Origin of the sequence: Arthrobacter castelli DSM 16402 (genome assembly GCF_000430705.1) — a bacterium.
In the GTDB taxonomy this organism is placed as follows: domain Bacteria; phylum Actinomycetota; class Actinomycetes; order Actinomycetales; family Micrococcaceae; genus Arthrobacter_C; species Arthrobacter_C castelli.
The window spans coordinates 1-22,397 of record NZ_AUMN01000029.1; the positions used below are offsets into that span (position 1 = coordinate 1).

A 22,397-nucleotide genomic window follows, 5' to 3' on the forward strand; every position below is an offset into this window, starting at 1 on the left:
TGGGTGAATTGACTGGGACGTCCCCGGTTGGTTCGCTGGCCTGTTCCTCGGATGCCTTGGCGCCGGGGGAGTCGACCACGTGTACAACCGAATTCACCGCCCCGGCTCAAGAAGCGGGCTGGGCCTTTCCTGTGACGGTAAGTGGAGCTACAGCGGGAGACGGTGAACAGGTCCAGGCCTCTCAGCGGGTTTACTTCACCGTGGCGAGTTCAGAGCGCAGCGATGGCACCGTTCCTGATGGCCATGGCTCAACGGGTGGATCAAACCCAACGGGTGGATCCAACTCGGCTGGTGGTTCTTACCCGAGCAGTGGAGACGCTCCGGTGGGTGGGTCTGATCCCGCGACCGGTGTCGGTGGTGCATTTACACCGCCGTTGTCCACGAACAATGGTGGTCCCGCCAACCTGTTTCCAAACGGTTTGGATGCCGGTGGCAACCATCAAGTAGGGAAGGTGCCCGCGGGTAGTGTCGACGGCGGTCTTGCTTCGCAGTCGGCCTCGGATAGCGGATGGCTGTTCAACGCTGGCCTGTTGACGTTGCTGACAGCTCTCGTTATTGGGGCTTGGCTGCGCTTGGAGCCGGCGACGGCATCGATTGTGGCGAAGATGGAGAAAGAATGAGCCAAAAGGAAAGGAGACGCAGGAGCGGTCGCCGGTCCCTGATGGGCCCGGCGGCCCTCGTCGGCAGCGTATTCCTCATTCTGGGGTTGGGATTCGGTCCGCTCCTCGGCCCGGCTAATTCGGGTTCGATGCCGGCATCAGGCGAAGCTGCGCAAGCGGACCCCACAGGTTCAGCCGAATCGACAGATGCGAATTCCGGCCCGGAGATGGACCGGTCTAAACCGGTCTCATTGAAGGTGCCTGCTATGGGGCTTCGCGAACAACTCCTTGAGCTGGGGACGAAAAAGGATGGTGATTTCGTCGAGCTCCCGGCACCGGCGCGAGCCGGATGGTTCACCGAATCGGTGACGCCTGGAGAGGTTGGCATCGCAACAGTAGTCGGTTACATACGCAAGTCCGAGAATCAGCCCGGGGTGTTCTCAAACCTGGGTGATCTGGCGCAAGGGGACAAGATTTCCGTAAAGCGCGAGGACGGGTCCAAAGCCGTCTTCGACGTCGGCCGGATCGAGACCTATGCGGAAGGGAAGTTACCGGAGTCTGAGGTATACGGGCAGACGGATCGTCCCGAGCTTCGGCTCATCACCAGTGGCGGTAAGCTACACCCGGATGATCCGGCCGGCAACGTCGTCGTCTATGCCCACCTTGTCGATTCGCGATGAGGTGAACAACGATGCTGTCGACGCTGAGATCCCTGGCCCGCAGGCCGGGGCGCCTCGGCTGGAGATCAGGGAGTATCCTGGTCGGCGTTTTAGCCACACTGGGATGTGCCTTTCTGATAGTGGCTGCCCTGAATGACGAACAGGGCAGTGGCCCGCAGCCGGTGGAGGCTGCCTCGCCCGCTCAGAAAAGCCAGTCTGGTGCAGGCGAAGAACCTCGCAAAGGCCAGGATGTTCGTCAGCTGAGGCGGCCGACGACGAAAGACGCCGCGGCAACTATGTCCCATTCACAGCCGGTGCAGTTGGCGATTCCCGCGATCGAGGCCGGTTCCCGGCTGCTCACCCTGGGTTTGCAGTCCGATGGGACTATGGAGGTGCCCCGGCCCGGGCAGGCGGATATGGCAGGTTGGTACCGCCATTCGCCGGCTCCCGGGCAACTGGGTCCTGCCGTGATAGCCGGTCATGTCGACTCGCTTGACGACGGGACTGGGGTCTTCTACCGGCTGAGCTCGTTGCAGCAAGGCGACGAGGTGCGGGTCACCCGGGCGGACGGGCTCATCGCGATCTTCACGGTCGAGACGGTCGCCTCGTACTCCAAGGAGTCCTTTCCGACTGAGAAGGTGTATGGCGACATCGACCACGCCGGCTTGAGACTCATCACCTGCGGAGATCTAAACGAGGCAGCCGGCGAATATCAGGCAAATACGGTTGTCTTCGCCTCATTGGACCGTATCGACCATCCACCGTCCGGGTGAGGCCGGCCCCGCGAGGGGCGGCGGGACCATTCGATAATTGCAGGTCAGGGAAAGGGAGTCATCATGGCCAGGTTACGGCCCCGACGAAGCTATGGTGTCCTGCTGCTGGCCATCGCGCTTTCCGTCACACTTGCCGCCATCGCGTTTTCAACCACGTTGGCCGCTTCCGGGGCGTCGATGGCCCAATCGAATCCGGCCGGCTTCGATTCCGGTGGCCAGGACCGGTCGCCGAGCCGCGATGCAGCGCCGGCCGCCTGGCAGCTGGCCGATGTTCAGTCTCAACTGACCCGTTTCGCGGTCAATCATGGGGCCGGTCAGGTACAGAACTGGTACGTCGATCAGGACCGTAATTCGGTCGTGCTGATGGTGCGGGCAGGCGCCGATGATGCGAAGACCCGGGCATTCGTTGAAAAGGCCCAAAGTTTCGGTCACCGGGTCGACGTCGAGCGGGTCCGGTCACAGGCCCGTTCAGCGGCGTACCTCTACGGCGGGCAACCGGTCACGCTCAGTAACGGCAAGCAATGTTCCATTGGGTTCAACGCGAGGACGTCCAGTGGTGAGTCGATCTTCCTGACGGCAGGCCACTGCGCGGCCGGCGGGCCAATAGCCATCCGCAATGGCAGCCGGATCGGCCACACCATAGGACGCAGCTTCCCGGGCAACGACTACGCCGCGATGACAATCAACCGGCCCAATGCCTGGAACCCGCAGCCGGCAGTCGACAAGTACAACGGGTATGCGCGAGTGGTGCGCGGGCATCGTGAGCCGCCGGTCGGCTCGAGGGTGTGCAAGGGTGGTGAAAGTACCGGCTGGACGTGCGGAACGATCCAGAGCTACAACCAGGCCGTCAATTACAACGGCAACATCGTCTACGGGCTGGTCCGGTTCAGCGCGTGTGTGCAATCCGGCGACAGCGGCGGCGCCGTGATGCGGGGCAACTACGCCGTCGGAATCGTCAGCGGCGCGCAAATGAAACAACACGGAGCGGCCACAGGGTGCGGGCAGCGCACGGCACCGAATGTGAGCTTCTACCAACCCATCGGCGAGGTGCTCAACGCCTACGACGCCACACTGGTGACCCGCCATTCGGGACCCTGACGCTCTCGGCTGACGAGACCCGGCCTTCCGCCACTGTTCATCTGAAGGACAACGCCACGTCAGCTGCCCGGAACTTCCGGGTGGCACGGTAGGAGCGTTGTTGAACAGATACAGGAGGCCAGACATGACCGGGACCAACATCCGGGGAGCACACGCACGCCGCAGCCGTGTCCTTATCACAGGCTTGCTGACGGCAGCGATGCTGAGCACCGGGACAGCCGCCGCCCACGCCTGGCCTGCGGCGGCGCCGAACGATGAACCAACTGTGATCGCCCACCGCGGCGCTTCCGCCCAGGCGCCCGAAAATACGCTGCCCGCCGTTGAACTTGGTACAAAGGCCGACTTTGTGGAGGTTGATGTCCAGATGACTAAGGACGGTGAGTTGGTTGTCATTCACGACACCACCCTTGACCGCACGACGGATGTCGAAAGCAAATACCCCGATCGCGCGCCCTATAACGTAGGTGACTTCACCCTCGCCGAAATCCGCACTCTCGACGCCGGATCCTGGTTCAGCGACGAATACGCCGGCACCAGGATCCCCACCCTGGAGGAGGTGCTCGACACGCTGCGCGGCCGCGCCGGTCTGCTGTTGGAGGTCAAGAGCCCCGCGCTGTATCCCGGCATCGCAGAAGCCATCGTCGCCGAGCTCGACGGCGAGGGTTGGCTGCGGGCGAACCCCCGCTCCGGACGGCTCATTGTGCAGTCCTTCAACTGGGACTTCATGGCCCAATTCAACTCCCTGGCTCCCAAGGTTCCGGCAGGGCTGCTGGGCGGGCCGCCGTCGGAAGCGGAAATGGCTGAGCTGTCCACATGGGCAGACCAGATCAACCCCAACCACAATCAGGTGGACGCCGAATTCATCGACACCGTGCACGAATACGGGATGGTCACCTGGCCTTACACAGTTGACGATCCAGCGCGGATGGGTGAACTCGCAGGGATCGGCGTGGATGGCATCATCACCAACCACCCGGCGGTGCTGATCGAGGTACTGCGTGAAGGACCGGGCTTGCGGGACGCCGCCTGACGGGCGCTGCTACAGCTCCGGCAGGTAGCTTTGCGCGTCCTCGTGGTCCAGGCCGGTGGCCTCAAGCAAGTCGACAATCATCGGCCGATAAAGCAGCACCAGGCCCTCGCCCTCGAGACGCTTGATCGACAACAGATTCGGATGCAGGCTGACCGCTACGGCCTCGAGCTCATTGCGGGCGCGGCGCAGGTAGCTTTCCTGCGACCCTGCTTCGGTCTCCGACAGTGCCGCGGCCAGGATCCTCACTCCGTCGGCGGTGTCCTCGATCAACGCGCCCAGATTCTCCATCGCCTCCTCGGTCAGGGCAGCGTTGTTGATCACCGACGCCAGCCTCCGGCTGAATACTCGGCTGTTGCGCACTGCCAGATCGATATGGTGCAGCGCTTTCTCCAACCGTTCCACCTCGCCGCGGTGCCGCCGGTTGGCCGGAGAGATCGTGGCCACCTCCCGGGAGGACCGGAGGGTGCCGGAGAGGCGGTCGACCAGGGGCTGGCAGTTCCGTGCCCGGACCAGCGCGTGCCAGGCCCGGGTGGAGTCGCTGCGAGTGACTGCTTCCGCCGTCTCACGAAGCACCTTCGCCAGCTCATCCAGCAGCTCGCGGAGACTCACTTTTGGTTCACGGCGGGGGTCCCGGGGCACCAGCATGGTGATCAACAGCGCGAACGCACCGCCGACGACGGCATCGAGGCTGCGGGTGAACGGGCCGCCGTCGGGCGCGGGCAACAGCACCACCAGCAACGCCTGCAGCCCCAGCTGGGTGGTGAAAATGCTGCCACTGTCCAGGAAGCGGGCCAGCATGACGGAGATGAAAATCACGACGGCGGCCTGCCACAATCCGACGCCGAGAAGGTGCAGCAGCGAATCTCCGACGACGATGCCCAACGTGCAGCCCGCCGCGACCTCCAGCACCTTGCGGATTCTCGGGTCCCGGGAGAAGCCAAGGGCGATGATGGAGGATGTTGCAGCGAACAGCGGACCCTCATGGCCGAGGACATACTGAGCGAAGGCGTAAGCGCCGACGCTGCACACCGTGATCTGCAGGGCCGGCCAGACGGAATTCCGGCTTCGGAGCAGGCCAACCTTGGCCCGGCGTCGCAGGAACGACGCGGGCCGCTTTGCCCGTGAACCGGAGGTGGCCATGGGTTCACTCTATTGGACACAACGACGGTACACAGACGGGCGCGAATGACTCACGTGCTGGAGGTGAGACAAGGGGTTTAGTAGGCTTACGCCAGGTTATTGACTGCTGTTCACCGGTCCTGGCTTGTAGTTAACCTTTTGTTCATCTGGGTTGTTCACGGTGGTGGTTGCGGGTACAGCGGTGCCCGGATGCAGACAACGAATGAAAGGGGCATCGCCCGTGAAGGCATCCCGCCTGCGCGTTGTGGCCGCCATGTTGGCGGCGGGTGCGGTGGTTTTGACGGGTTGCGGTTCGGATAATCCGACCGGCGAGACCCCCGGAGCAGACAGGGCTTACCAGGGAGAGGGCCTGGCCGGCACGTTGACGGGTGTCGGGTCCTCGGCCCAGGCCTCAGCGATGAATGCGTGGAAGACGGGGTTCATGGCCGAGCATCCCGGCGCGACAATCCTGTACTCGCCCGACGGCTCCGGAGCGGGCCGTGGCGCCCTGCTGGCCGGCGCGGCGGATTTCGCCGGTTCCGACGCCTACCTTGACGAGAAGGAACTGAAGCTGTCCAAGGAAGTCTGCGGCCCCGGAGGCGCCATCGACATACCGGTGTACATCTCTCCTATCTCGCTGGCCTTCAACATCCCGGGGGTCGAGAAGCTGAAGCTGGATGCCAAAACCATCGCGCTGATCTTCCGCAACGAGATCAACAACTGGCAGCATGAGGCCATCGCCAGCCAGAACCCGGGAGTCGACCTGCCGGACCTGAAGATTACGGCCGTCAACCGAAGCGACGACTCCGGAACCACCGAGAACTTCACCGACTATCTCTCCGCCGCCGCCCCGAAGGTATGGCCGGAAGACCCCGGCGGCACATGGCCGACGAATCTGCAGGGCGAGAACGCAAAAGGCAACTCCGGGGTGGTTAAGGTGGTATCCAACACCCCCGGCGCCATCACCTATGCGGACGATTCCGCCGTCGACGATTCGGTCAGCACCGTCAGCGTGAAGGTTGGCGACGAGTACGTTCCGGTCACGCCTGAGGCGGCCTCCAACGCGGTGGAAGAAGCCACCCGCGTGGAGGGCCGCGCCAAGCACGACATTGCACTTGAGCTCGACCGCTCCACCACCAAATCCGGGGCCTATCCCATTGTGCTCGTCTCGTACCACATCGTCTGTACGCAGTATGAGTCGGAAAAGACGGTGAAACTGCTCAAGGAATTCGAGTCCTACGTGTTGAGCAGGCAGGGACAGCAGGACGCCCAGGAGGCCGCCAGCAGCGCTCCGATTCCCCGCGGTCTCGCCAAACAGGCCCTGCAGGCGGTTAATTCGGTGGAGGTCGCCCCGTAATGTCGAAGCAAACCTCCCGAGCCGGGGACAGGATATTTTCCACCACCGCACTGATGGCCGGCGTGCTGATCCTGGTCGTGCTGTTCAGCGTGGCCGTCTTCCTGCTGATCCAGGCGCTGCCGGCCTTCTTCGCCGATCCGTCGGAAATCACCGGCGGCGAAGGATTCTGGTCCTACATCTGGCCTATCATCGTCGGCACGGTGATTGCCGCGGCCATCGCACTGATCCTCGCCACCCCGGTGGCCTTGGGCGTGGCGTTGTTCATTTCGCATTATGCCCCGCGCAGGCTGTCACAGGGGCTGGGCTACGTCATTGATCTGCTGGCCGCCATCCCGTCAGTGATTTACGGTGTCTGGGGCATTACCTTCCTGGCGGTGCAACTGGAGCCGATGTACGAGTGGCTGGCGGAATATGCCGGTTGGATACCGATCTTCGCCGGTCCGGCGTCGGCCACCGGTAAAACGATGCTGACCGCCGGTATCGTGCTGGCCGTGATGATCCTGCCGATTATCACCTCGATTTCCCGGGAAATCTTCCTGCAGACGCCGAAACTCCACGAAGAAGCGGCCTTGGCGCTGGGAGCAACGCGGTGGGAAATGATCCGGATGACCGTGATCCCCTTCGGCCGTCCGGGAGTGATCAGCGCAGTGATGCTCGGACTGGGACGCGCGCTGGGTGAGACGATGGCGGTCGCGTTGGTGCTGTCGACCGGTCCGCTGATTCTCAGCTTGATCCAGACCGGCAACTCCACCATTGCTGCAGAAATTGCCCTCAATTACCCGGAGGCATATGGGCTTCGCCTGGCTGAGCTGATCGCGGCGGGCCTGCTGCTGTTCATCATCACGCTGGCCGTCAACATGGTCGCCCGCTGGGTCATCACCCGGAACAAGGACTTCTCTGGAGCCAACGCATGACCAACACCATGACGACCCGCAGAAAGTCGAACCTCACCAGAGGGCAACTGCCCAAGTACACCCCCTGGGTGGTGGTGGCAGCAGCGGTGGTCCTGGCCGCGGCGATCATGACCCTGGTCGGTTTCAGCGCCTTCGGTTGGGGCGTGCTGGCAGCGATCCTGTTTACCGTCGGCCTGACCGGAATATCGGCGGCCGTCGAAGGGGCGCGCCAGGCAAAGGACAAGCTCGCCACGTGCTTGGTGTTCGGGTCCTTCCTGATTGCTCTATTGCCGCTCATTTCGGTGATCTGGACCGTGCTGGTCAACGGCATCCCTGGATTGACCTTCGATTTCCTCTTCTACTCAATGAACGGGGTAACCGGCCAATTCGATGACGCTGCGGCCGCGGGCGAGGCACCGGTGGTCGGCGGCGTCTACCACGCGATTGTCGGCACCCTGCTGATGACCTTATGGGCCACGCTGATCTCAGTTCCGGTGGGGCTGCTGGCTGCGGTTTACCTGGTCGAATACTCGGAAGGCGGCCGGCTGGCGAAGGCCATCACCTTCTTCGTCGATGTGATGACCGGTATCCCTTCCATTGTGGCCGGCCTCTTCGCGGTGGCGTTCTTCGCCGTCGTCTTTGGCCCCGGGACCAAAACCGGCATCGTTGCTGCTGTGGCGTTGTCGGTGCTGATGATTCCGGTGGTGGTCCGTTCCACGGAGGAGATGCTGCGCATTGTGCCCAACGAGCTGCGTGAGGCTTCTTATGCGCTGGGTGTGCGCAAGTGGCGGACCATCACCAAGGTGGTGATTCCGACGGCGATCTCGGGTATTGCATCCGGTGTCACCTTGGCCATTGCGCGAGTGGTGGGCGAAACCGCCCCCATCCTGGTGACCGCCGGATTCGCGACATCGATCAACTTCAACGTGTTTTCCGGTTGGATGGCGTCGCTTCCCACCTTCATTTATACCCAGATCATCACGCCCACATCGCCGTCGAATCCGGATCCCAGCGCCCAGCGTGCCTGGGCAGCGGCGCTGCTGCTGATCATCCTCGTGATGCTGCTCAACCTGGCGGCACGGTTGATTGCCCGGTTCTTCGCACCCAAGACCGGCCGCTGAACCGGCGAACCCGGCTGAGAAACCAGTAAAGGATTTCCATTGTCCAAGCGTATTGACGTACAGGACCTGAACGTCTTCTACGGCGACTTCAAGGCAGTCGAAGACGTCACCATCCGGGTCGAAGCACGCTCCGTGACCGCCTTCATCGGTCCATCCGGTTGCGGGAAGTCGACCTTCCTGCGGACCCTGAACCGGATGCATGAAGTGATTCCCGGCGCCCGGGTGGAAGGGCAGGTCCTGCTCGACGGGGACGATCTGTATGGGGCCGGAGTCGACCCGGTGACGGTGCGCAGCCAGATCGGTATGGTCTTCCAACGGCCCAACCCGTTCCCGACCATGTCCATCCGGGACAACGTGCTGGCCGGGGTGAAACTGAACAACAAGCGCATATCCCGTGCCGAATCGGACGCACTGGTGGAACGTTCGCTCCGCGGCGCGAACCTGTGGAAAGAGGTCAAGGACCGGCTGGACAAGCCCGGTTCAGGACTGTCCGGCGGGCAGCAGCAGCGGCTGTGCATCGCCCGGGCCATCGCTGTGGAGCCCGAGGTGATCCTGATGGACGAGCCGTGTTCGGCCCTCGACCCCATCTCCACACTGGCGGTGGAAGACCTGATCGACGAGCTCAAGGACAACTACACCGTCGTCATCGTCACCCACAATATGCAGCAGGCCGCGCGCGTGTCCGAGAAGACTGCTTTCTTCAACATCGCCGGCACTGGCGACCCTGGTCGGCTGATTGAATACTCGGACACCACGGAGATTTTCAACAATCCCCGTGAGAAGTCCACCGAAGACTACGTCTCCGGCCGCTTCGGCTAAACCCGGGCGGCGGCCCGGAACCATCACCTAGCCTGCGGTTCGGGACCTCCGCCGTACTCCCCGGGAGCACGTGCGGGTACGTTGCGGTTCGCTGATCGGCACCACTCACCGAGGTAGCGACTTCCCAGCGACGTAGCCCGTTGCAACGGGCTACGTCGCGGGTATGGGGCTCCCTCGGTGGAATTCAGCCGTCGGCCACTCGTTTCCTATCCACCCTGGTTCCAACAGCCGTCCCCGGTGCAGCGCAGACGCCCCATAGCCTGCCCGGCGCACCGGGTCAAGAGGCCTGGCGCCGATGTCAACCAAGAATGCGCCGGTTGTTCACCTGAAGTTTGCCTGGCGCCGCCCCTTCCGTTACCTAAGGCTCATAGCTTCGTAGTTGTACAGCACACGAGTACAACCAATGCGGATCATCCGCACCGAATGTGGCTAATCCTTGGAAGGGGCACTGACACGTGAAGGCTCTTCGCTATGGCCGCCCAGCGGCACTTCTTGCAGCAGGCGCACTGGTACTGACCGCCTGCGGAACCGACAACGCAACCGGCACCAATCCGGACCCGGCCGGCAACAGCGCCTCCGCCGGGGCTTCGGTGACCGGCACTCTCACCGGCGCCGGGGCGTCATCGCAGCAGGCGGCAATGACCGCCTGGAAGGCCGGTTTCGAGGAGATGTACCCCGAAGCCCAGGTCCAATACTCACCGGACGGCTCAGGCGCCGGCCGCGAGGCGTTCCTGTCCGAAGGCGTGCAGTTCGCCGGCTCGGATTCGTACCTCGACGACAAGGAATACGCCGCCTCAAAGGAAATCTGCGGCCCCGAGGGTGCACTGAACATCCCCGCCTACGTCTCGCCGATCGCGGTGGCCTTCAACCTGCCCGGTATCGATTCGCTGAAGCTGGACGCAAACACCATCGCGTCGATCTTCAACGGCGACATCAAGAAGTGGAACGATAAGGCGATCGCATCCCAGAACCCGGATGTGGATCTGCCGGACCTGCCGATCACCGTCGTGCACCGCTCGGATGATTCCGGCACCACCGAGAATTTCGTGGACTACCTGTCCGTCGCGGCGCCTCAGGCATGGCCCTACGAGGTCTCCGGCAATTGGCCGTCCGACATCGTGGCAGAGAGCGCCCAGGGGACCAGCGGCGTGGTGGCAACCACGTCTTCGACCAAGGGAGCCATCACCTACAGCGACGCGTCCGCCGTCGGCGACCTGGGCAAAGCCAAGGTGAAGGTCGGCGAGGAATATGTGGAATTGAACGCCGAGGCAGCTTCCAAGGCCGTCGAGGCGGCCACCCCGGTGGAGGGGCGTTCCGATCAGGACATGTCCCTGGACCTGAAGCGTGACACCACAGAATCGGGTGCCTACCCGATCGTGCTGGTCTCGTACCACATCTACTGCTCGGAGTACGAGAACCAGCAGACTGCTGATCTGGTCAAGGCCTTCGGCAGCTACGCGATCAGCGAGAAAGGCCAGCAGGACGCAGCCAAGTCCGCCGGCAACGCGCCGATCTCGGACAACCTGCGGCAGCAGGCACAGAAGGCGATTGATTCCATCAGCGCCACCTCTTAGTAATTCGCCGGTGCCCCGTTCGGAACGCAGCAATGCCGGACGGGGCTTTCCGGCGGTGGGCGCCCCGCCCCGCGCGGCGGAACCCGTCGCCGGCCACCGTCGAGTCCCCGTGATCCAAAGGTCCTTACGTGTCAACCAATACTCTGGCCAGGAGAGGCTCCGGCCGCTCGTCTGACAAAGCCTTCCACCTCGCCACGCTGGCAGCCGGCTGCCTCATCCTGGTGGTGCTGTTCAGCGTCGCTGCGTTCCTGCTGGTGCAATCCATACCCGCGTTCCAGGCCCAGGCAGAAGAAGTCACCGGCGGCGCCGGTTTCTGGTCCTACATCTGGCCCATCGTGATCGGAACCTTGATTGCCGCGGCCATCGCGATGGCTTTGGCCACCCCGGTCGGTATCTTTGTCGCCCTGTTCATTTCGCACTTCGCCCCCCGCAGACTGGCATTGGGCTTCGGCTATCTGATTGACCTGCTGGCCGCAATTCCGTCGGTGATTTATGGCGCCTGGGGTTACATCTTTCTCGCCCCGCTGCTGACGACGGCGTACGACTGGCTGGCTGCAAACCTCGGCTGGATACCGGTCTTCGCCGGTCCGGCCAGCCAGACGGGCCGCACCATGTTGACTGCCGGAATTGTGCTGGCGGTGATGGTGCTACCCATCATCACCGCGCTGACCCGCGAAATCTTCCTGCAGACGCCGAAGCTCCACGAAGAAGCCGCCTTGGCCATGGGCGCCACGCAGTGGGAGATGATCAAGATGGCTGTACTTCCCTTTGCCCGGCCAGGCATCATCAGCGCAGCGATGCTGGGACTGGGACGGGCCTTGGGCGAGACGATGGCGATCGCCTTGGTGCTGTCCCCGGGTGCCCTGACGGCTAGCTTGATCCAGAGCGGAAATCAAACGATAGCCGCCGAAATCGCGCTGAACTTCCCCGAAGCCTACAATCTGCGGCTCAGTGAACTCATCGCTGCAGGCCTGGTGCTGTTCGTCATCACCCTGGCGGTCAATATGCTCGCCCGGTGGGTCATCAGCCGCCACAAAGAATTCTCGGGAGCCAACTAATGCTCAAGGTGGATGCAAAACAACACCAGTCCCAGCTGACCAGGAACCGGCTGCCGCGGTTCGCCCTGCTGGCGGTGCTCTTCCCCGCTGCTATCGCGGCAGCCGCTGCCGCCACCCTGATCGGCTTCAACGTGGTGCTGTGGATGGTATTCACAGCCGTCCTGTTCGTCATCGGCGCATGGCTGATCACCCTGTTGGTCGAAGGAAGCCGGCATGCCGGCAATCGGATGATCAGGTACGTGGTCTACGGAGCGTTCATTCTTGCCCTGATCCCGCTGGTGTCAGTGATCTGGACGGTGCTGGAACGGGGTCTGCCGGGGCTGACCTCCAACTTCCTGTGGACGTCGATGAGCGGCGTGACCGGCGCCGTCGACAATCGGACCGTGGCCGAGGGCACGCCGGTGCTGGGCGGCGCCTATCATGCCATCGTCGGCACGCTGCAGATTTCGTTGGTGGCTACGTTGATTTCAGTTCCGATTGGCCTGATGTCGGCCATTTACTTAGTGGAGTACGGCACCGGCGGTCCATTGAGCCGGGCTATCACCTTCTTCGTGGACGTGATGACCGGCATTCCCTCGATCGTGGCCGGCCTGTTTGCCGCGGCCCTGTTCGGCATGGTCTTCGGTCCCGCCACCAGGACCGGCTTCGTCGCTGCTGTGGCGTTGTCGGTGCTGATGATTCCGGTGGTGGTCCGTTCGACGGAGGAGATGCTGCGGATCGTCCCCAACGAGCTGCGGGAGGCTTCCTATGCGCTGGGTGTGCGCAAGTGGCGGACCATCACCAAGGTGGTGATTCCGACGGCGATCTCGGGTATTGCCTCCGGCGTCACCCTGGCCATTGCCCGGGTGGTCGGAGAGACCGCGCCGATCCTTGTCACCGCTGGATTTGCGACTTCGATAAACTGGAATGTGTTCTCAGGCTGGATGGCCTCATTGCCCACATTCATCTACTACCAAATCAGGACGCCGACGTCGCCCACCAACGTTGAGCCTAGCGACCAGCGGGCATGGGCGGCGGCGTTGATCCTGATCCTATTCGTCATGCTGCTGAATCTGGCAGCCCGTTTGATCGCCAGGTTCTTCGCGCCCAGGACGGGCCGATAGGCAGCAGGCGAGCAACCGCAGTAAGGAATTAAGTGTCGAAGCGAATCAGCGTCAAAGACCTCAACGTTTTCTACGGCGATTTCAAGGCCGTCGAAGATGTCACCTTGGATATCGCACCCCGGTCCGTGACCGCATTTATCGGCCCCTCGGGATGTGGGAAGTCCACCTTCCTGCGGACCTTGAACCGCATGCACGAGGTGATTCCCGGCGCCCGGGTGGAAGGTGACGTCCTGCTCGACGGCGACAATCTCTACGGGCCGGGTGTGGACCCGGTAACGGTGCGGAGCCGGATCGGCATGGTCTTCCAGCGAGCCAATCCATTTCCGACGATGTCCATCCGGGACAATGTGCTGGCCGGGGTGAAGCTGAACAACAAGCGGATTTCCTCCAGCGATGCCGATGACTTGGTGGAACGTTCCCTGCGTGGTGCGAACCTGTGGAAGGAGGTCAAGGACCGGTTGCAGAAGCCGGGATCGGGCCTTTCCGGCGGGCAGCAGCAGCGGTTGTGTATTGCCCGGGCGATCGCGGTGGAGCCCGAGGTGATCCTGATGGACGAACCCTGTTCGGCCCTCGACCCGATCTCCACGATGGCGATCGAGGACCTGATCGCGGAGTTGGAGAAGGACTATACCGTGGTGATCGTGACACACAATATGCAGCAGGCGGCACGGGTTTCCGAGCGGACGGCGTTCTTCAACATCGCCGGCGCAGGCGAGCCGGGCCGGCTGATTGAGTACTCCGATACCACCGATATCTTCAACAATCCGCGCGAGAAGTCCACCGAAGACTACGTGTCCGGCCGCTTCGGGTAGCCCGTTCCCTCCGGTCAGCGCCGCATGGCGCGCCGTCCCCTCCGGCCAGCGGCGCAGCCCGGCTCCGTCCCCGCCAGTCAGCGGCGCAGCCCGGCTCCGTCCCCATCCGGCACAGGTAGTCTGGAAGCTGGCGTTCACTGTCCGAAAGGTTGATTCATGTCTGATCCGGTTGTTGTCACAGCGATTTTCCGCCCCGTTCCGGGCCAGTTCGAGGCGGTGTATGAGGCCCTGGTTCCCGCGATCCAGGAAGTCCACCGGGAGCAGGGGTGCGAGCTCTACGCGATCCACAAGCACCAGGACGGCAACACCATCGTGATGATCGAGAAATGGGAATCTGCAGCGTTGCTCGATGCCCACGGCGAGGGTGAGGCGGTGGCCCGGCTCAACGCATCGCTTGAAGGCAAGGTCACCGGACCGGCCGAGGTGACGCGGCTTGAGCCCCTGCCGGTTGGCGACTCCGGCCAAGGCGTTCTATAGACCTCTCACAAGACCGGATTGAGCGCGAGGTAGAACACCCCGCCGAGCAGACCGGTCGCCACGGCGGTCACCGCCCAGACAGCGACCACCTTAAGTACCAGCGCCACGTTCACCGAATCGAAGCGTTGGTTGGCCCCGGCCCCGACAATCGCGGAACTGATGGTGTGGGTGCTGGACAGCGGCATGTGCAGGCCGATGGCCCCCACGAACAGCATCAGAGCGCCCAGGCCCTGGGCCACGCTGCCGCGGAGCGGGTCGATCCGCACCAGCCTCCGGCCGAGCGTTTGGGCGATCCGCCATCCTCCGAACAGCGTCCCGGTGGCCAGCGCGGTCCCGGCGAGCAGTTGCACCCAGAGCGGAATGCCCGTACCGGTGGCCCACCCACCGGCGATCAGCGCCAGCATAATGACGGCCATGGAACGCTGCCCGTCCTGCAATCCGTGGCCGAGGGCGAATGCCGCGGCGGACACCGACTGTGCCATCCGGAAGCGCCGGTTGATCCTGCGAGGCTGGCTGTAGCGGGCCAGCCATGTGATGGGAAAGACCAGCAGGTACGCCAGCCCGAAGGCCAGCACCGGAGAGAGCAGCAGCGGCAGCCCGACCCGCAGCCATAGATCGGCACCTGCCACGGTGTGCCCGCCCACCAGCGTGGACGCGAAGCCGGCACCGACCAGACCGCCCAGCAGGGCATGGGTCGACGACGACGGGTAGCCCCGCCACCAGGTGAACAATCCCCACAGGCAGGCGCTGGCCAGCGCGGCGACCAGGATACCCAGCCCATCGGCACCGGGGGGAAGCACAATCCACTCGTCGCTGATCAACAGCGCCAGCGTGGTTCCGAGCAGGGCACCGGTGAGGTTGAAGATAGAGGCTAACAGAACGGCCACGGTGGGAGTCAGGGCGCGGGTGCGCACCGCCGTCGTCACCGAATTGGATGCATCGTGGAACCCGTTAATGAAGGCGAAGGTGCCGGCAAAGCCGACCACGACCACCAGCAGGAACAGCTCCACGCTTACGATTCCTTGACGATGATGCTGCCCACGTGCGTGGCTACGCGGCGCATATCCTTGGTGACGTCGACCAGCTGATTGGCCACATCCCGATGCCGGGCGTAGGGGATGGCCTTATGCTCGGAGAGCAGTTCGTAAACGTAGGTACGGTGTGTCCGTTCGGCCCGTTTGGAGAGCCGGAGCACATCCAGCCAGTAGTCCTCCAGGTCGTCCAGCTCACCCAGCTGCTGCATGGCTCTAGCCGTCAGTTCGGCCTGCCGGCCAATCACCTCCAGCTGCTCCGATGCCCGCGAAGAGAGCCGGTCCAACCGGTACAAGGCGATCAACTCCGCCGCGCCGTCGAGCTTCTCCATCGCCTCATTGAGGTACCGGGACAGGGCGTACATGTCCTCGCGGGGCAGGGGGTTGATGAAGCTGGTCCGCATCGAGGTCATCAGCGCGTACAGCAGGTCGGTGGATTTCGCCTCGTGCTGGTGCAGCTCTTCGGCCAACCGGTCGAGGTCGTCTTTCGAAGCGCCCAGCAGCTCCGACAGGGTCTGCACCCCCAGCACCACTTGGGAGGCCATCTCGGACAGCAGGTCCAGTCCAGCGTTCTCCTGTGGGAAGAGGCGCAACTTCACATCATCACCAGGCTTTTCGGGTTCAACAGGCAGCAGGCAAAAGGACTGCCCGGAACTACTCTACTTCGGCCGGGGAATCAGGGCATAAAAGTGGTGTCGGACTGGGAGCGCCTCTCGGCGGATGGCCGCTCGAAGCGGCTAAAAGTTGGAGCCCGGGGCTGCCGCAGTCCGACACCACCTTTAGTCTTCTACTTCGCTCCAGCAGTGTCAACCACATGGCTGCAGCGGCTGGAATCAACTGTTTGGCCCGGAGAGTTGCTTGCGTACCAGTGCCGAGACCTGGTCCACGACCACAATCAGCACAAGCACCACGATGATGTGGGTCAGCATTGCGTCGAATTGGAAAGACTTGATGGATTGGTTGATCAGCAGCCCGATCCCTCCCGCGCCAACGAGTCCCAGCACCAGCGAGGACCGGACATTCACGTCGAAACGGTACAGCAGCAGCCCCACGAACTGCGGCACCACCATGGGCAGCGTGGCGTTGGCGGCCTGCTGCATCCGGTTGGCGCCGGCGGTGCGCAAGGCCTGCTGCGGGCCCTGGTCGGTCTCCTCCATGGATTCGGCCCACAATTTCCCCATCACGCCGGTGTTGTGGCAAATCAGCGCCAGCACACCGGCGAAGGGCCCCAGCCCGACGGCGGTCACGAAGATCAGTGCGAAGACAATGTCCGGTACGGCCCGGAAGAAAGACAGCACCGACCGTGCCGCCTGGTACACCAGAGGATGGGCACCGGTGGTCCGGGACCCGAGCACGGCAAGGAGCAGCGCGGTGGGTATTGACATGGTGGTGCCGAGCAGCCCGATCCACAGGGTGACGACAGTGGCCTCCAGGCCGGGCCGCAGCACCGTTTCCCAGTCCAGGTCCGGGGGAAATGCCTCTGCGAGGAATCCGGCCATGCCCTGCCAGCCCTCCACCAATACAACCGGGCGGAAACCGGTGCCTTGGAAAGCCAGCAGGTGCAGTACAACGATGACGACGGCGGCCAGCACCAGGCGGGAGGTGCGGAGCCCGCGGCGGGGCTTCGATGGTACGGGCAGTCGTCGTGGCGTCCGGGTTTCAGCGGTGGTCATGCTGCCACCCGGTCCGGTAGGTAGAGCGGTTCAAGGTGTTCGCCGGTCAGGTCGGCGGGGGCGACGTCGAAGTCCACTTGGCCTTCCAGCAGCCCAACCGCGCGGTCCGCATAGCGGCGGGCCAGGTCCGGCTGGTGCAGCACGGTGGCTACAGCGAGGTGCTCCGTATGTGCGAGATCGGCCAGTAACGACATCACCTGTTCGGCGGCGTGCGGATCCAGTGCGGAGACGGGTTCGTCCGCCAGCACCACCGTCGCCCGTTGGCACAGCGACCGGGCGATGGCCACCCGCTGCTGCTGGCCCCCGGAGAGCCGTCCGACCTGTTCCAGCGCCCGGCCGGCCATCCCCGTTCGGTCCAGGCAGGCCATGGCTTCTTCGCGGATCTGCCGGGGGTACAGCTGTGGCAGCATCGACCGCCACCCGGGCATCCGGTGCAGTGCGCCGGCGCAGACGTTGTCCACGGCGGATAACCGAGGCACCAGATGGACTTTCTGGAACACCATGGCGGCCTGCTGCCGGGCGGCGGCCAGTTCGCGGCCGCGCAGCGGCCCCAGGTCGGCACCACCGAGACGGATGCCGCCGTCGTCGGGGTCGGCCAGCCCCATGATGCACTGCAGCGCAGTGGACTTGCCGGACCCGTTGGCGCCCAGCAAGGCCACGATTTCCCCGTAACGGACATCAAAGTCGACGCCGGTCAGCACCGGTCGACCGCCATAGCTTTTGACCAGGCCGCGGACGCTCAGCGCCGTCGTGCTCACTTCGGGGGCCGTCATCGTCATATTCATTAGAGGCTCTCCTCTGTCAGGTTCATGGTTTCCGCCAGGTCAAACAGCGGCGCGTAGGTCTTTTTGTCCACCTCGACCAAGGGGCCGGGAGGCGATACGTCGAGGAACTTGCCGACCTTTTTGACCGCGGACGGATCGAGGTCCAGCAGCGCCTCTTCCACTGCCTTCTTGAATTCGGGGTCCATGTCGCCACGGACCGTGATCGGGTCATTGGGAATCGGCTCTGACTTCCAGATCTGCTTGTACTTGTCCGGGTCGATCGTTCCCTCGGACTTGGCCGTGGCCAGCGTTTGGGAATTGATCTGCGCGGCGTCGACGGCGCCGTTGACCAGGGACAGCAGCGCCTCGGGGTGGCCGCCGGTGTAGTCCATTTTCAGGTCGCTTTCCTGGATGCCCGCCTTGTTCAGTGCGTAGCGCGGCAGCACATCGCCTGAGGTGGATCCAACACCGCCCAGCGCCAGGGACTTGCCCTGAAGGTCCTCGATGTTCTCGATTTTCGAGTCCTCCGGCACCCAGATTCCGGCGGTGTAGGTGCTGAGTTTGCCATCCGAGGTGCCGAAGGACACCAGCGGCTCTGCGTTGGCCCGGTTGCTGGCGAATACGTATCCGATGGGACCGAATTGCCCCAGGTCGAGCTTTCCGTTCTGCATGGCGAGGACTTCGGCCGAATAGTCGGCGACAACCTCGACGTTGACCGGGCAGTTGAGCTCGTCTTCCAGCGCGTTGGCCAGGACTTTGTAGGCGGGTTTCAGCTTGGAGGGGTCCTCGTACGGTTCAATGCCGAATTGGATCTCTCCATCGGGGCAGGTCGGGCGGTCCCGGGCGGCTTGTGTCCCGCCGCCGCAACCAGTCACGGCAAGGCCGACGACGGCGGCGAGGGAGACGAGCGAGAGGTGCTGCTTTTTCATGGATTCCTCACAAGAACGGATTGGTTGAGGTACAGCTCGGACGGGTACATGGATTCGAGGGTGCGTTCGGCCAGCCCAAAGGAGACGGTCATCCCGACCCCGGAGGTGACGGAGACGGCGGTGACGCCTCGCTGGACTTCTTCGACGAACAACGGCCCGGCATCGCTGGAGGCATACACGCCCTGCCACCGCTCAGCCACGGCCAGCTCGATTCCCAGCAGAGCGCTGATTTCCTGGTTCAGCCGTTCGGCGATGGACTCGGCAAGGAACGGTGCAGCGGTGTGCTGATAGGAATGCGAATCGCCCAGCAGCAGGCTTCCGTCCGGCTGCTGGGTGAACATCACGTTGGCGCCGATCTGCTGCAGCAGCGGGTCGGCGTCGGCCTGCAGCGCATCGGCGGACGGCATGGATGCGAAGGCGCCGTAACGGAGCATCGACGTTCCGGTGAGCACCGCCGGAGTGAGGTCCAAACCGGCTTCAGGCATGGCGCGGGACATCTGCAGCGTGCAGCGTTGGATCCTGTGATCGGCGGCGGCCTCGGGGAAGAGGTAATCGAGATCGTGGCCGACGCAGACAATCACGTGGTCGCCGGTGACGGCGCCCCGGCTGGTGTGCACCGCACCGTCGGCGAATCCCAGGGCGCTGGTCTTCCAGTGGAACGTGACGCCTTGTCCGGCCAGCCACGCGGCCAACCGGTGGACTGTAGTGCGCGGATCCACCCGCAGATCGTCGCGCAGGAAAGCACCGCCGATGATCCGCGGGTCCGGCTGCCCGCCTCTTGCTTGCAGATGGCTGACGACGTCATCACTCGGCAAAAGGGTGATTTGCCCGGGTTCGCGGCTACGGCCAAGTTCGCGCAGCACTTGCATCTCGATGTCAGTCCGGGCCACCACCAGCGCCCCTGTTTCGGCGGCCGTAAATCCCGCCTTGGTGGCGTAGTCCAGCCAGTGCCGGCGCCCGTTCATCGCGAGGTCGTACAGTTCGCCGCTTTGGCCGGTGATGCAGCAGTGGCCGAAGTTGCGCACGGAGGCGCCAACGGCATGCTCATCACGTTCGATCACGGCAACGGTCAGTCCGCGGTCGACGGCACGTGCCGCATGGGCAAGTCCCACAATTCCGGCTCCGACAATGACGACGTCGACCGGGGTCACAAGGTCGTTTGGCTTGGTCACGCTTCCGATCGTGCCGCCCCGGCTGAGCCTGCCACAAGCGGATTCGGCACTTATACATACAAGTTCACCAGACGTTCAAATCTGACAGTGCGAATTCATCGCCCGTTCATCCAGCACCCCCGAATTCGGGGCGTTGCGAGTGCCATTGAACTTGTATGATCAACCCATGGACGACGTCGTTAACCTCCCCCTGCATCAACGGCTCAGCCACGAATTCCGGCAACGGATCACCGAAGGTATCTGGGCGCCGGGCTCGCAGTTGCCCAGCGAGGCCGAGCTGTGCAGGGAGTTCGGCACTTCGCGCGGACCGGTACGGCAGGCACTCGCGGCGCTGCGCTCCGAGGGAGCCGTGATCGGCGGGAGGGGCCGCCCGCCGATGGTCCGGGGTCAGGTCCAGTCCCAGTCCTTTTCCACCTTCATGTCGTTCACGGAGTGGGCCCAAACGCTGGGCAAGGTCCCGGGCCAGCACACGCTGGAGGTGGCACGCCGGGCCGCGTCCCCGGCGGCTGCCGCGCAATTGATGCTGGACGACGGTGCGCAGGCGGTCGAGGTGTTCCGGGTGCGATTCCTGGATGGCACGCCGGCCATGATCGAGCGCACGACGTTCATTCCCGACGTCGGCCGGTTGCTCTTCGACTTCGACACCGACAGCGGGTCCATCTTTGCCTATCTAAAGCGGCATGGCGCGGACCTGAGCAGCGCACGCCACACCATTGACGCGGTGGCCGCCACGGACAGGGACGCCGAACTGCTGCACCAGGAGCCCGGAACTCCGCTGCTGCGCGAACGCCGGCTCACCTCAACCGCCGGGGGACACCCGGTGGAGTACTCCGACGACCGCTACCTGCCGTCCCTGACCAACTTCACCATCGAAAACAACGCCCAGCACCGGGCCAATCTGGTCCGCATCCACACTGCCTAAGGAGCGCTTTGATCACGTTAGTCGTATTCGATATGGCAGGAACCACCATCGACGAGCATGGCGATGTCTACCGTGCGCTTGCCCGGACGGTCGAGGAGACCGGCGCCAGCATCACGGACGATGATGTGCAACGGTGGATGGGCGCTGACAAGCGCGAGGCGATTGCGGCCTTGATCGAGATAGGGGGAGGCGTCCCGGACCAGAGCGTAGTGGATGCCGCCTTTGATCGATTCCGTGCCGTGTTGTTGTCCCTCTACAGTTCAAATCCGCCCGCGCCGCTGCCCGGGATCCCCGAGGCACTACAGGAACTGAAGACGCAAGGCATCAAGACCGCGCTGACCACCGGTTTCTCGCGGGATGTGACGGAACTGCTGCTCAAGGGACTTGGCTGGCAGGACGTGGATTTCCTGGACACGGTGATCTGCTCCGATGAGGTTCCGATGGGACGCCCCGCGCCGTACATGATCCACCGGGCGATGGAAGTGACCGGCGTCATCTCCGTCTCCGAAGTGCTGTCGGCGGGGGACACGGTCAATGACCTACTGGCCGCACGGAACGCCGGCGTCACCGGTGTCGGGGTGCTGACGGGAGGGCTGAACCGTGCAGAGTTGGAGCAGTATCCGCATGAATGCATAGTGGACAGCGCCGCGGATGTACCGGCATTGGTGAAGAGCCGGAGCTAATCAAGTTCGCCGCGGCGCCACGACGAGGCGGCGTGCTCCAGGTCCTCGGCCGTTTTCATCAGCTGTTGGGAATCGCGGGTGAGTTTCGACGCGTGGCGTTCATTGCCGGCGTCGGTGTCATCGGCCATGGTCGCCTGCCCGAGCGCTACGACCCTGCAGAATGCGGCGGAACGTTCCAGTGCGACGTCGAAATCACCCTCGAATGCTCCGGAGAGAATGGTGTTGGCCATAGTCTGGACTTCGTCTGCGCCCGGCGGCTCGGCCATCCCGGCCACCACATTCGAAACCTGGGCCACGTTGCGTCCGGCCGCGAAGTAGGACGAAATCCGTTCCGGGTTCTGCTGCGCCGCGGCCCGCAGGGCATAGAGGCGCCACAACGCGCCGGGAAGCGAACGCGGAGGGCTCTCCGCCCACAGCTCGGCGACAGCCTCGAGCCCCTGTTCATCGCTGAGCTTGACCAACCGCTCCGTCACTTCGGGATCGTCACTGGCGCGTCCGTGGTGCACGAGTGCCTGGGCAGCCAAGTGGGCCGCCTCGGAAACCCGCGCCGGATCCGCGCCACCGGCGTAGGGCTCAAAATCGGCCGGCGCAAACGGCTTCGGCTTGTGCGGCCGCGGTGCGTTCGAGCTGAGGTCGTTCATGGACGCGACTTTACTCCTCGACTCTGCGAATGTCTGCCTTTCGTCTGCTCAGCGCCTAAGTCGATACAGCTCGTTCTTATGCGATAAAGT

General features: G+C 63.7%; 24 protein-coding genes. 16 read left to right on the forward strand and 8 right to left on the reverse strand.

Annotated features, from left to right (window positions below):
- Positions 1-374: 374 nt before the first annotated feature.
- The 5 genes from H535_RS29430 (at position 375) to H535_RS0119590 (ending at position 4,159) form a co-directional block, all read left to right on the forward strand.
- Positions 375-620 carry a hypothetical protein gene (locus tag H535_RS29430; RefSeq protein ID WP_162144916.1) on the forward strand — a complete coding sequence of 82 codons (246 nt, stop codon included), beginning with the start codon at positions 375-377 and terminating at the stop codon, positions 618-620.
- Positions 617-1,279 carry a sortase domain-containing protein gene (locus H535_RS0119575; protein ID WP_162144917.1) on the forward strand — a complete coding sequence of 221 codons (663 nt, stop codon included), beginning with the start codon at positions 617-619 and terminating at the stop codon, positions 1,277-1,279. Before H535_RS29430 ends, H535_RS0119575 begins: the two co-directional genes overlap by 4 nt.
- 119 nt (positions 1,280-1,398) lie before the next feature.
- On the forward strand, positions 1,399-2,031 hold the full coding sequence (locus H535_RS28690) for a class F sortase (RefSeq protein WP_162144918.1): 633 nt from the start codon (positions 1,399-1,401) through the stop codon (positions 2,029-2,031).
- 63 nt (positions 2,032-2,094) lie between these two features.
- Positions 2,095-3,129 (forward strand): S1 family peptidase, encoded by a 1,035-nt coding sequence (locus H535_RS26825; RefSeq protein ID WP_051299576.1) that lies wholly within the window; start codon positions 2,095-2,097, stop codon positions 3,127-3,129.
- A gap of 124 nt (positions 3,130-3,253) precedes the next feature.
- On the forward strand, positions 3,254-4,159 hold the full coding sequence (locus H535_RS0119590; RefSeq protein WP_026820878.1) for a glycerophosphodiester phosphodiesterase: 906 nt from the start codon (positions 3,254-3,256) through the stop codon (positions 4,157-4,159).
- A gap of 9 nt (positions 4,160-4,168) precedes the next feature.
- On the opposite strand, the gene H535_RS0119595 is transcribed toward H535_RS0119590, so the two are convergent.
- The gene (locus tag H535_RS0119595; protein ID WP_026820879.1) at positions 4,169-5,299 is read right to left on the reverse strand and encodes an FUSC family protein; all 1,131 of its coding nucleotides are present in this window, start codon (positions 5,297-5,299) and stop codon (positions 4,169-4,171) included.
- A gap of 220 nt (positions 5,300-5,519) precedes the next feature.
- Between H535_RS0119595 and pstS (H535_RS0119600) the strand changes: the two genes are divergently transcribed.
- The 9 genes from pstS (H535_RS0119600) to H535_RS0119640 all read left to right on the forward strand — a co-directional run bounded on the left by pstS (H535_RS0119600) (position 5,520) and on the right by H535_RS0119640 (position 14,492).
- The gene (gene pstS / locus H535_RS0119600) at positions 5,520-6,635 is read left to right on the forward strand and encodes a phosphate ABC transporter substrate-binding protein PstS (RefSeq protein ID WP_026820880.1); all 1,116 of its coding nucleotides are present in this window, start codon (positions 5,520-5,522) and stop codon (positions 6,633-6,635) included.
- Positions 6,635-7,549 (forward strand): phosphate ABC transporter permease subunit PstC, encoded by a 915-nt coding sequence (gene pstC, locus H535_RS0119605; protein WP_026820881.1) that lies wholly within the window; start codon positions 6,635-6,637, stop codon positions 7,547-7,549. The genes pstS (H535_RS0119600) and pstC (H535_RS0119605) overlap by 1 nt, the downstream gene beginning before the upstream one ends.
- Positions 7,546-8,649: a phosphate ABC transporter permease PstA gene (gene pstA, locus H535_RS0119610; protein WP_026820882.1), complete on the forward strand. Its 1,104-nt coding sequence runs from the start codon at positions 7,546-7,548 to the stop codon at positions 8,647-8,649. The genes pstC (H535_RS0119605) and pstA (H535_RS0119610) overlap by 4 nt, the downstream gene beginning before the upstream one ends.
- 39 nt (positions 8,650-8,688) lie before the next feature.
- Positions 8,689-9,468, forward strand: coding sequence for a phosphate ABC transporter ATP-binding protein PstB (gene pstB / locus H535_RS0119615; protein WP_026820883.1), 780 nt, complete (start codon positions 8,689-8,691; stop codon positions 9,466-9,468).
- A gap of 455 nt (positions 9,469-9,923) precedes the next feature.
- Positions 9,924-11,042, forward strand: coding sequence for a phosphate ABC transporter substrate-binding protein PstS (gene pstS, locus H535_RS0119620; RefSeq protein WP_026820884.1), 1,119 nt, complete (start codon positions 9,924-9,926; stop codon positions 11,040-11,042).
- A 128-nt stretch (positions 11,043-11,170) separates the two neighbouring features.
- On the forward strand, positions 11,171-12,100 hold the full coding sequence (pstC, locus tag H535_RS0119625; protein WP_026820885.1) for a phosphate ABC transporter permease subunit PstC: 930 nt from the start codon (positions 11,171-11,173) through the stop codon (positions 12,098-12,100).
- Positions 12,100-13,203: a phosphate ABC transporter permease PstA gene (gene pstA / locus H535_RS0119630; protein WP_026820886.1), complete on the forward strand. Its 1,104-nt coding sequence runs from the start codon at positions 12,100-12,102 to the stop codon at positions 13,201-13,203. The genes pstC (H535_RS0119625) and pstA (H535_RS0119630) overlap by 1 nt, the downstream gene beginning before the upstream one ends.
- Before the next feature lie 32 nt (positions 13,204-13,235).
- A complete protein-coding gene (pstB, locus tag H535_RS0119635; RefSeq protein ID WP_026820887.1) occupies positions 13,236-14,015 on the forward strand; it encodes a phosphate ABC transporter ATP-binding protein PstB in 780 nt (259 codons plus the stop codon).
- Positions 14,016-14,171: 156 nt separating this feature from the next.
- Positions 14,172-14,492 (forward strand): putative quinol monooxygenase, encoded by a 321-nt coding sequence (locus H535_RS0119640; protein ID WP_026820888.1) that lies wholly within the window; start codon positions 14,172-14,174, stop codon positions 14,490-14,492.
- Positions 14,493-14,497: 5 nt separating this feature from the next.
- Here H535_RS0119640 and H535_RS0119645 read toward each other — a convergent pair whose 3' ends face one another.
- The 6 genes from H535_RS0119645 to H535_RS26830 form a co-directional block, all read right to left on the reverse strand.
- Positions 14,498-15,502 (reverse strand): inorganic phosphate transporter, encoded by a 1,005-nt coding sequence (locus tag H535_RS0119645; RefSeq protein WP_026820889.1) that lies wholly within the window; start codon positions 15,500-15,502, stop codon positions 14,498-14,500.
- A 2-nt stretch (positions 15,503-15,504) separates the two neighbouring features.
- Entirely contained in the window at positions 15,505-16,122 is a 618-nt protein-coding gene (locus H535_RS0119650; protein ID WP_026820890.1) for a DUF47 domain-containing protein, read from the reverse strand.
- Between the two features lie 234 nt (positions 16,123-16,356).
- Positions 16,357-17,196 carry a phosphonate ABC transporter, permease protein PhnE gene (gene phnE / locus H535_RS0119655; protein ID WP_026820891.1) on the reverse strand — a complete coding sequence of 280 codons (840 nt, stop codon included), beginning with the start codon at positions 17,194-17,196 and terminating at the stop codon, positions 16,357-16,359.
- On the reverse strand, positions 17,193-17,981 hold the full coding sequence (locus H535_RS0119660; RefSeq protein ID WP_245580392.1) for a phosphonate ABC transporter ATP-binding protein: 789 nt from the start codon (positions 17,979-17,981) through the stop codon (positions 17,193-17,195). The genes phnE and H535_RS0119660 overlap by 4 nt, the downstream gene beginning before the upstream one ends.
- Positions 17,981-18,889, reverse strand: coding sequence for a phosphate/phosphite/phosphonate ABC transporter substrate-binding protein (locus H535_RS0119665; protein WP_026820893.1), 909 nt, complete (start codon positions 18,887-18,889; stop codon positions 17,981-17,983). Before H535_RS0119665 ends, H535_RS0119660 begins: the two co-directional genes overlap by 1 nt.
- A complete protein-coding gene (locus H535_RS26830; RefSeq protein WP_245580393.1) occupies positions 18,886-20,061 on the reverse strand; it encodes a TIGR03364 family FAD-dependent oxidoreductase in 1,176 nt (391 codons plus the stop codon). Before H535_RS26830 ends, H535_RS0119665 begins: the two co-directional genes overlap by 4 nt.
- A 166-nt stretch (positions 20,062-20,227) precedes the next feature.
- Between H535_RS26830 and H535_RS0119675 the strand changes: the two genes are divergently transcribed.
- Both H535_RS0119675 and H535_RS0119680 read left to right on the forward strand, forming a co-directional pair.
- Entirely contained in the window at positions 20,228-20,983 is a 756-nt protein-coding gene (locus tag H535_RS0119675; RefSeq protein WP_026820894.1) for a GntR family transcriptional regulator, read from the forward strand.
- Positions 20,984-20,991: 8 nt separating this feature from the next.
- The gene (locus tag H535_RS0119680) at positions 20,992-21,666 is read left to right on the forward strand and encodes a phosphonatase-like hydrolase (protein WP_026820895.1); all 675 of its coding nucleotides are present in this window, start codon (positions 20,992-20,994) and stop codon (positions 21,664-21,666) included.
- Here the strand turns inward: H535_RS0119680 and H535_RS0119685 are convergent.
- Positions 21,663-22,307 carry a hypothetical protein gene (locus H535_RS0119685; protein WP_026820896.1) on the reverse strand — a complete coding sequence of 215 codons (645 nt, stop codon included), beginning with the start codon at positions 22,305-22,307 and terminating at the stop codon, positions 21,663-21,665. The two genes, H535_RS0119680 and H535_RS0119685, sit on opposite strands and share 4 nt — an antisense overlap.
- Positions 22,308-22,397: the final 90 nt, after the last annotated feature.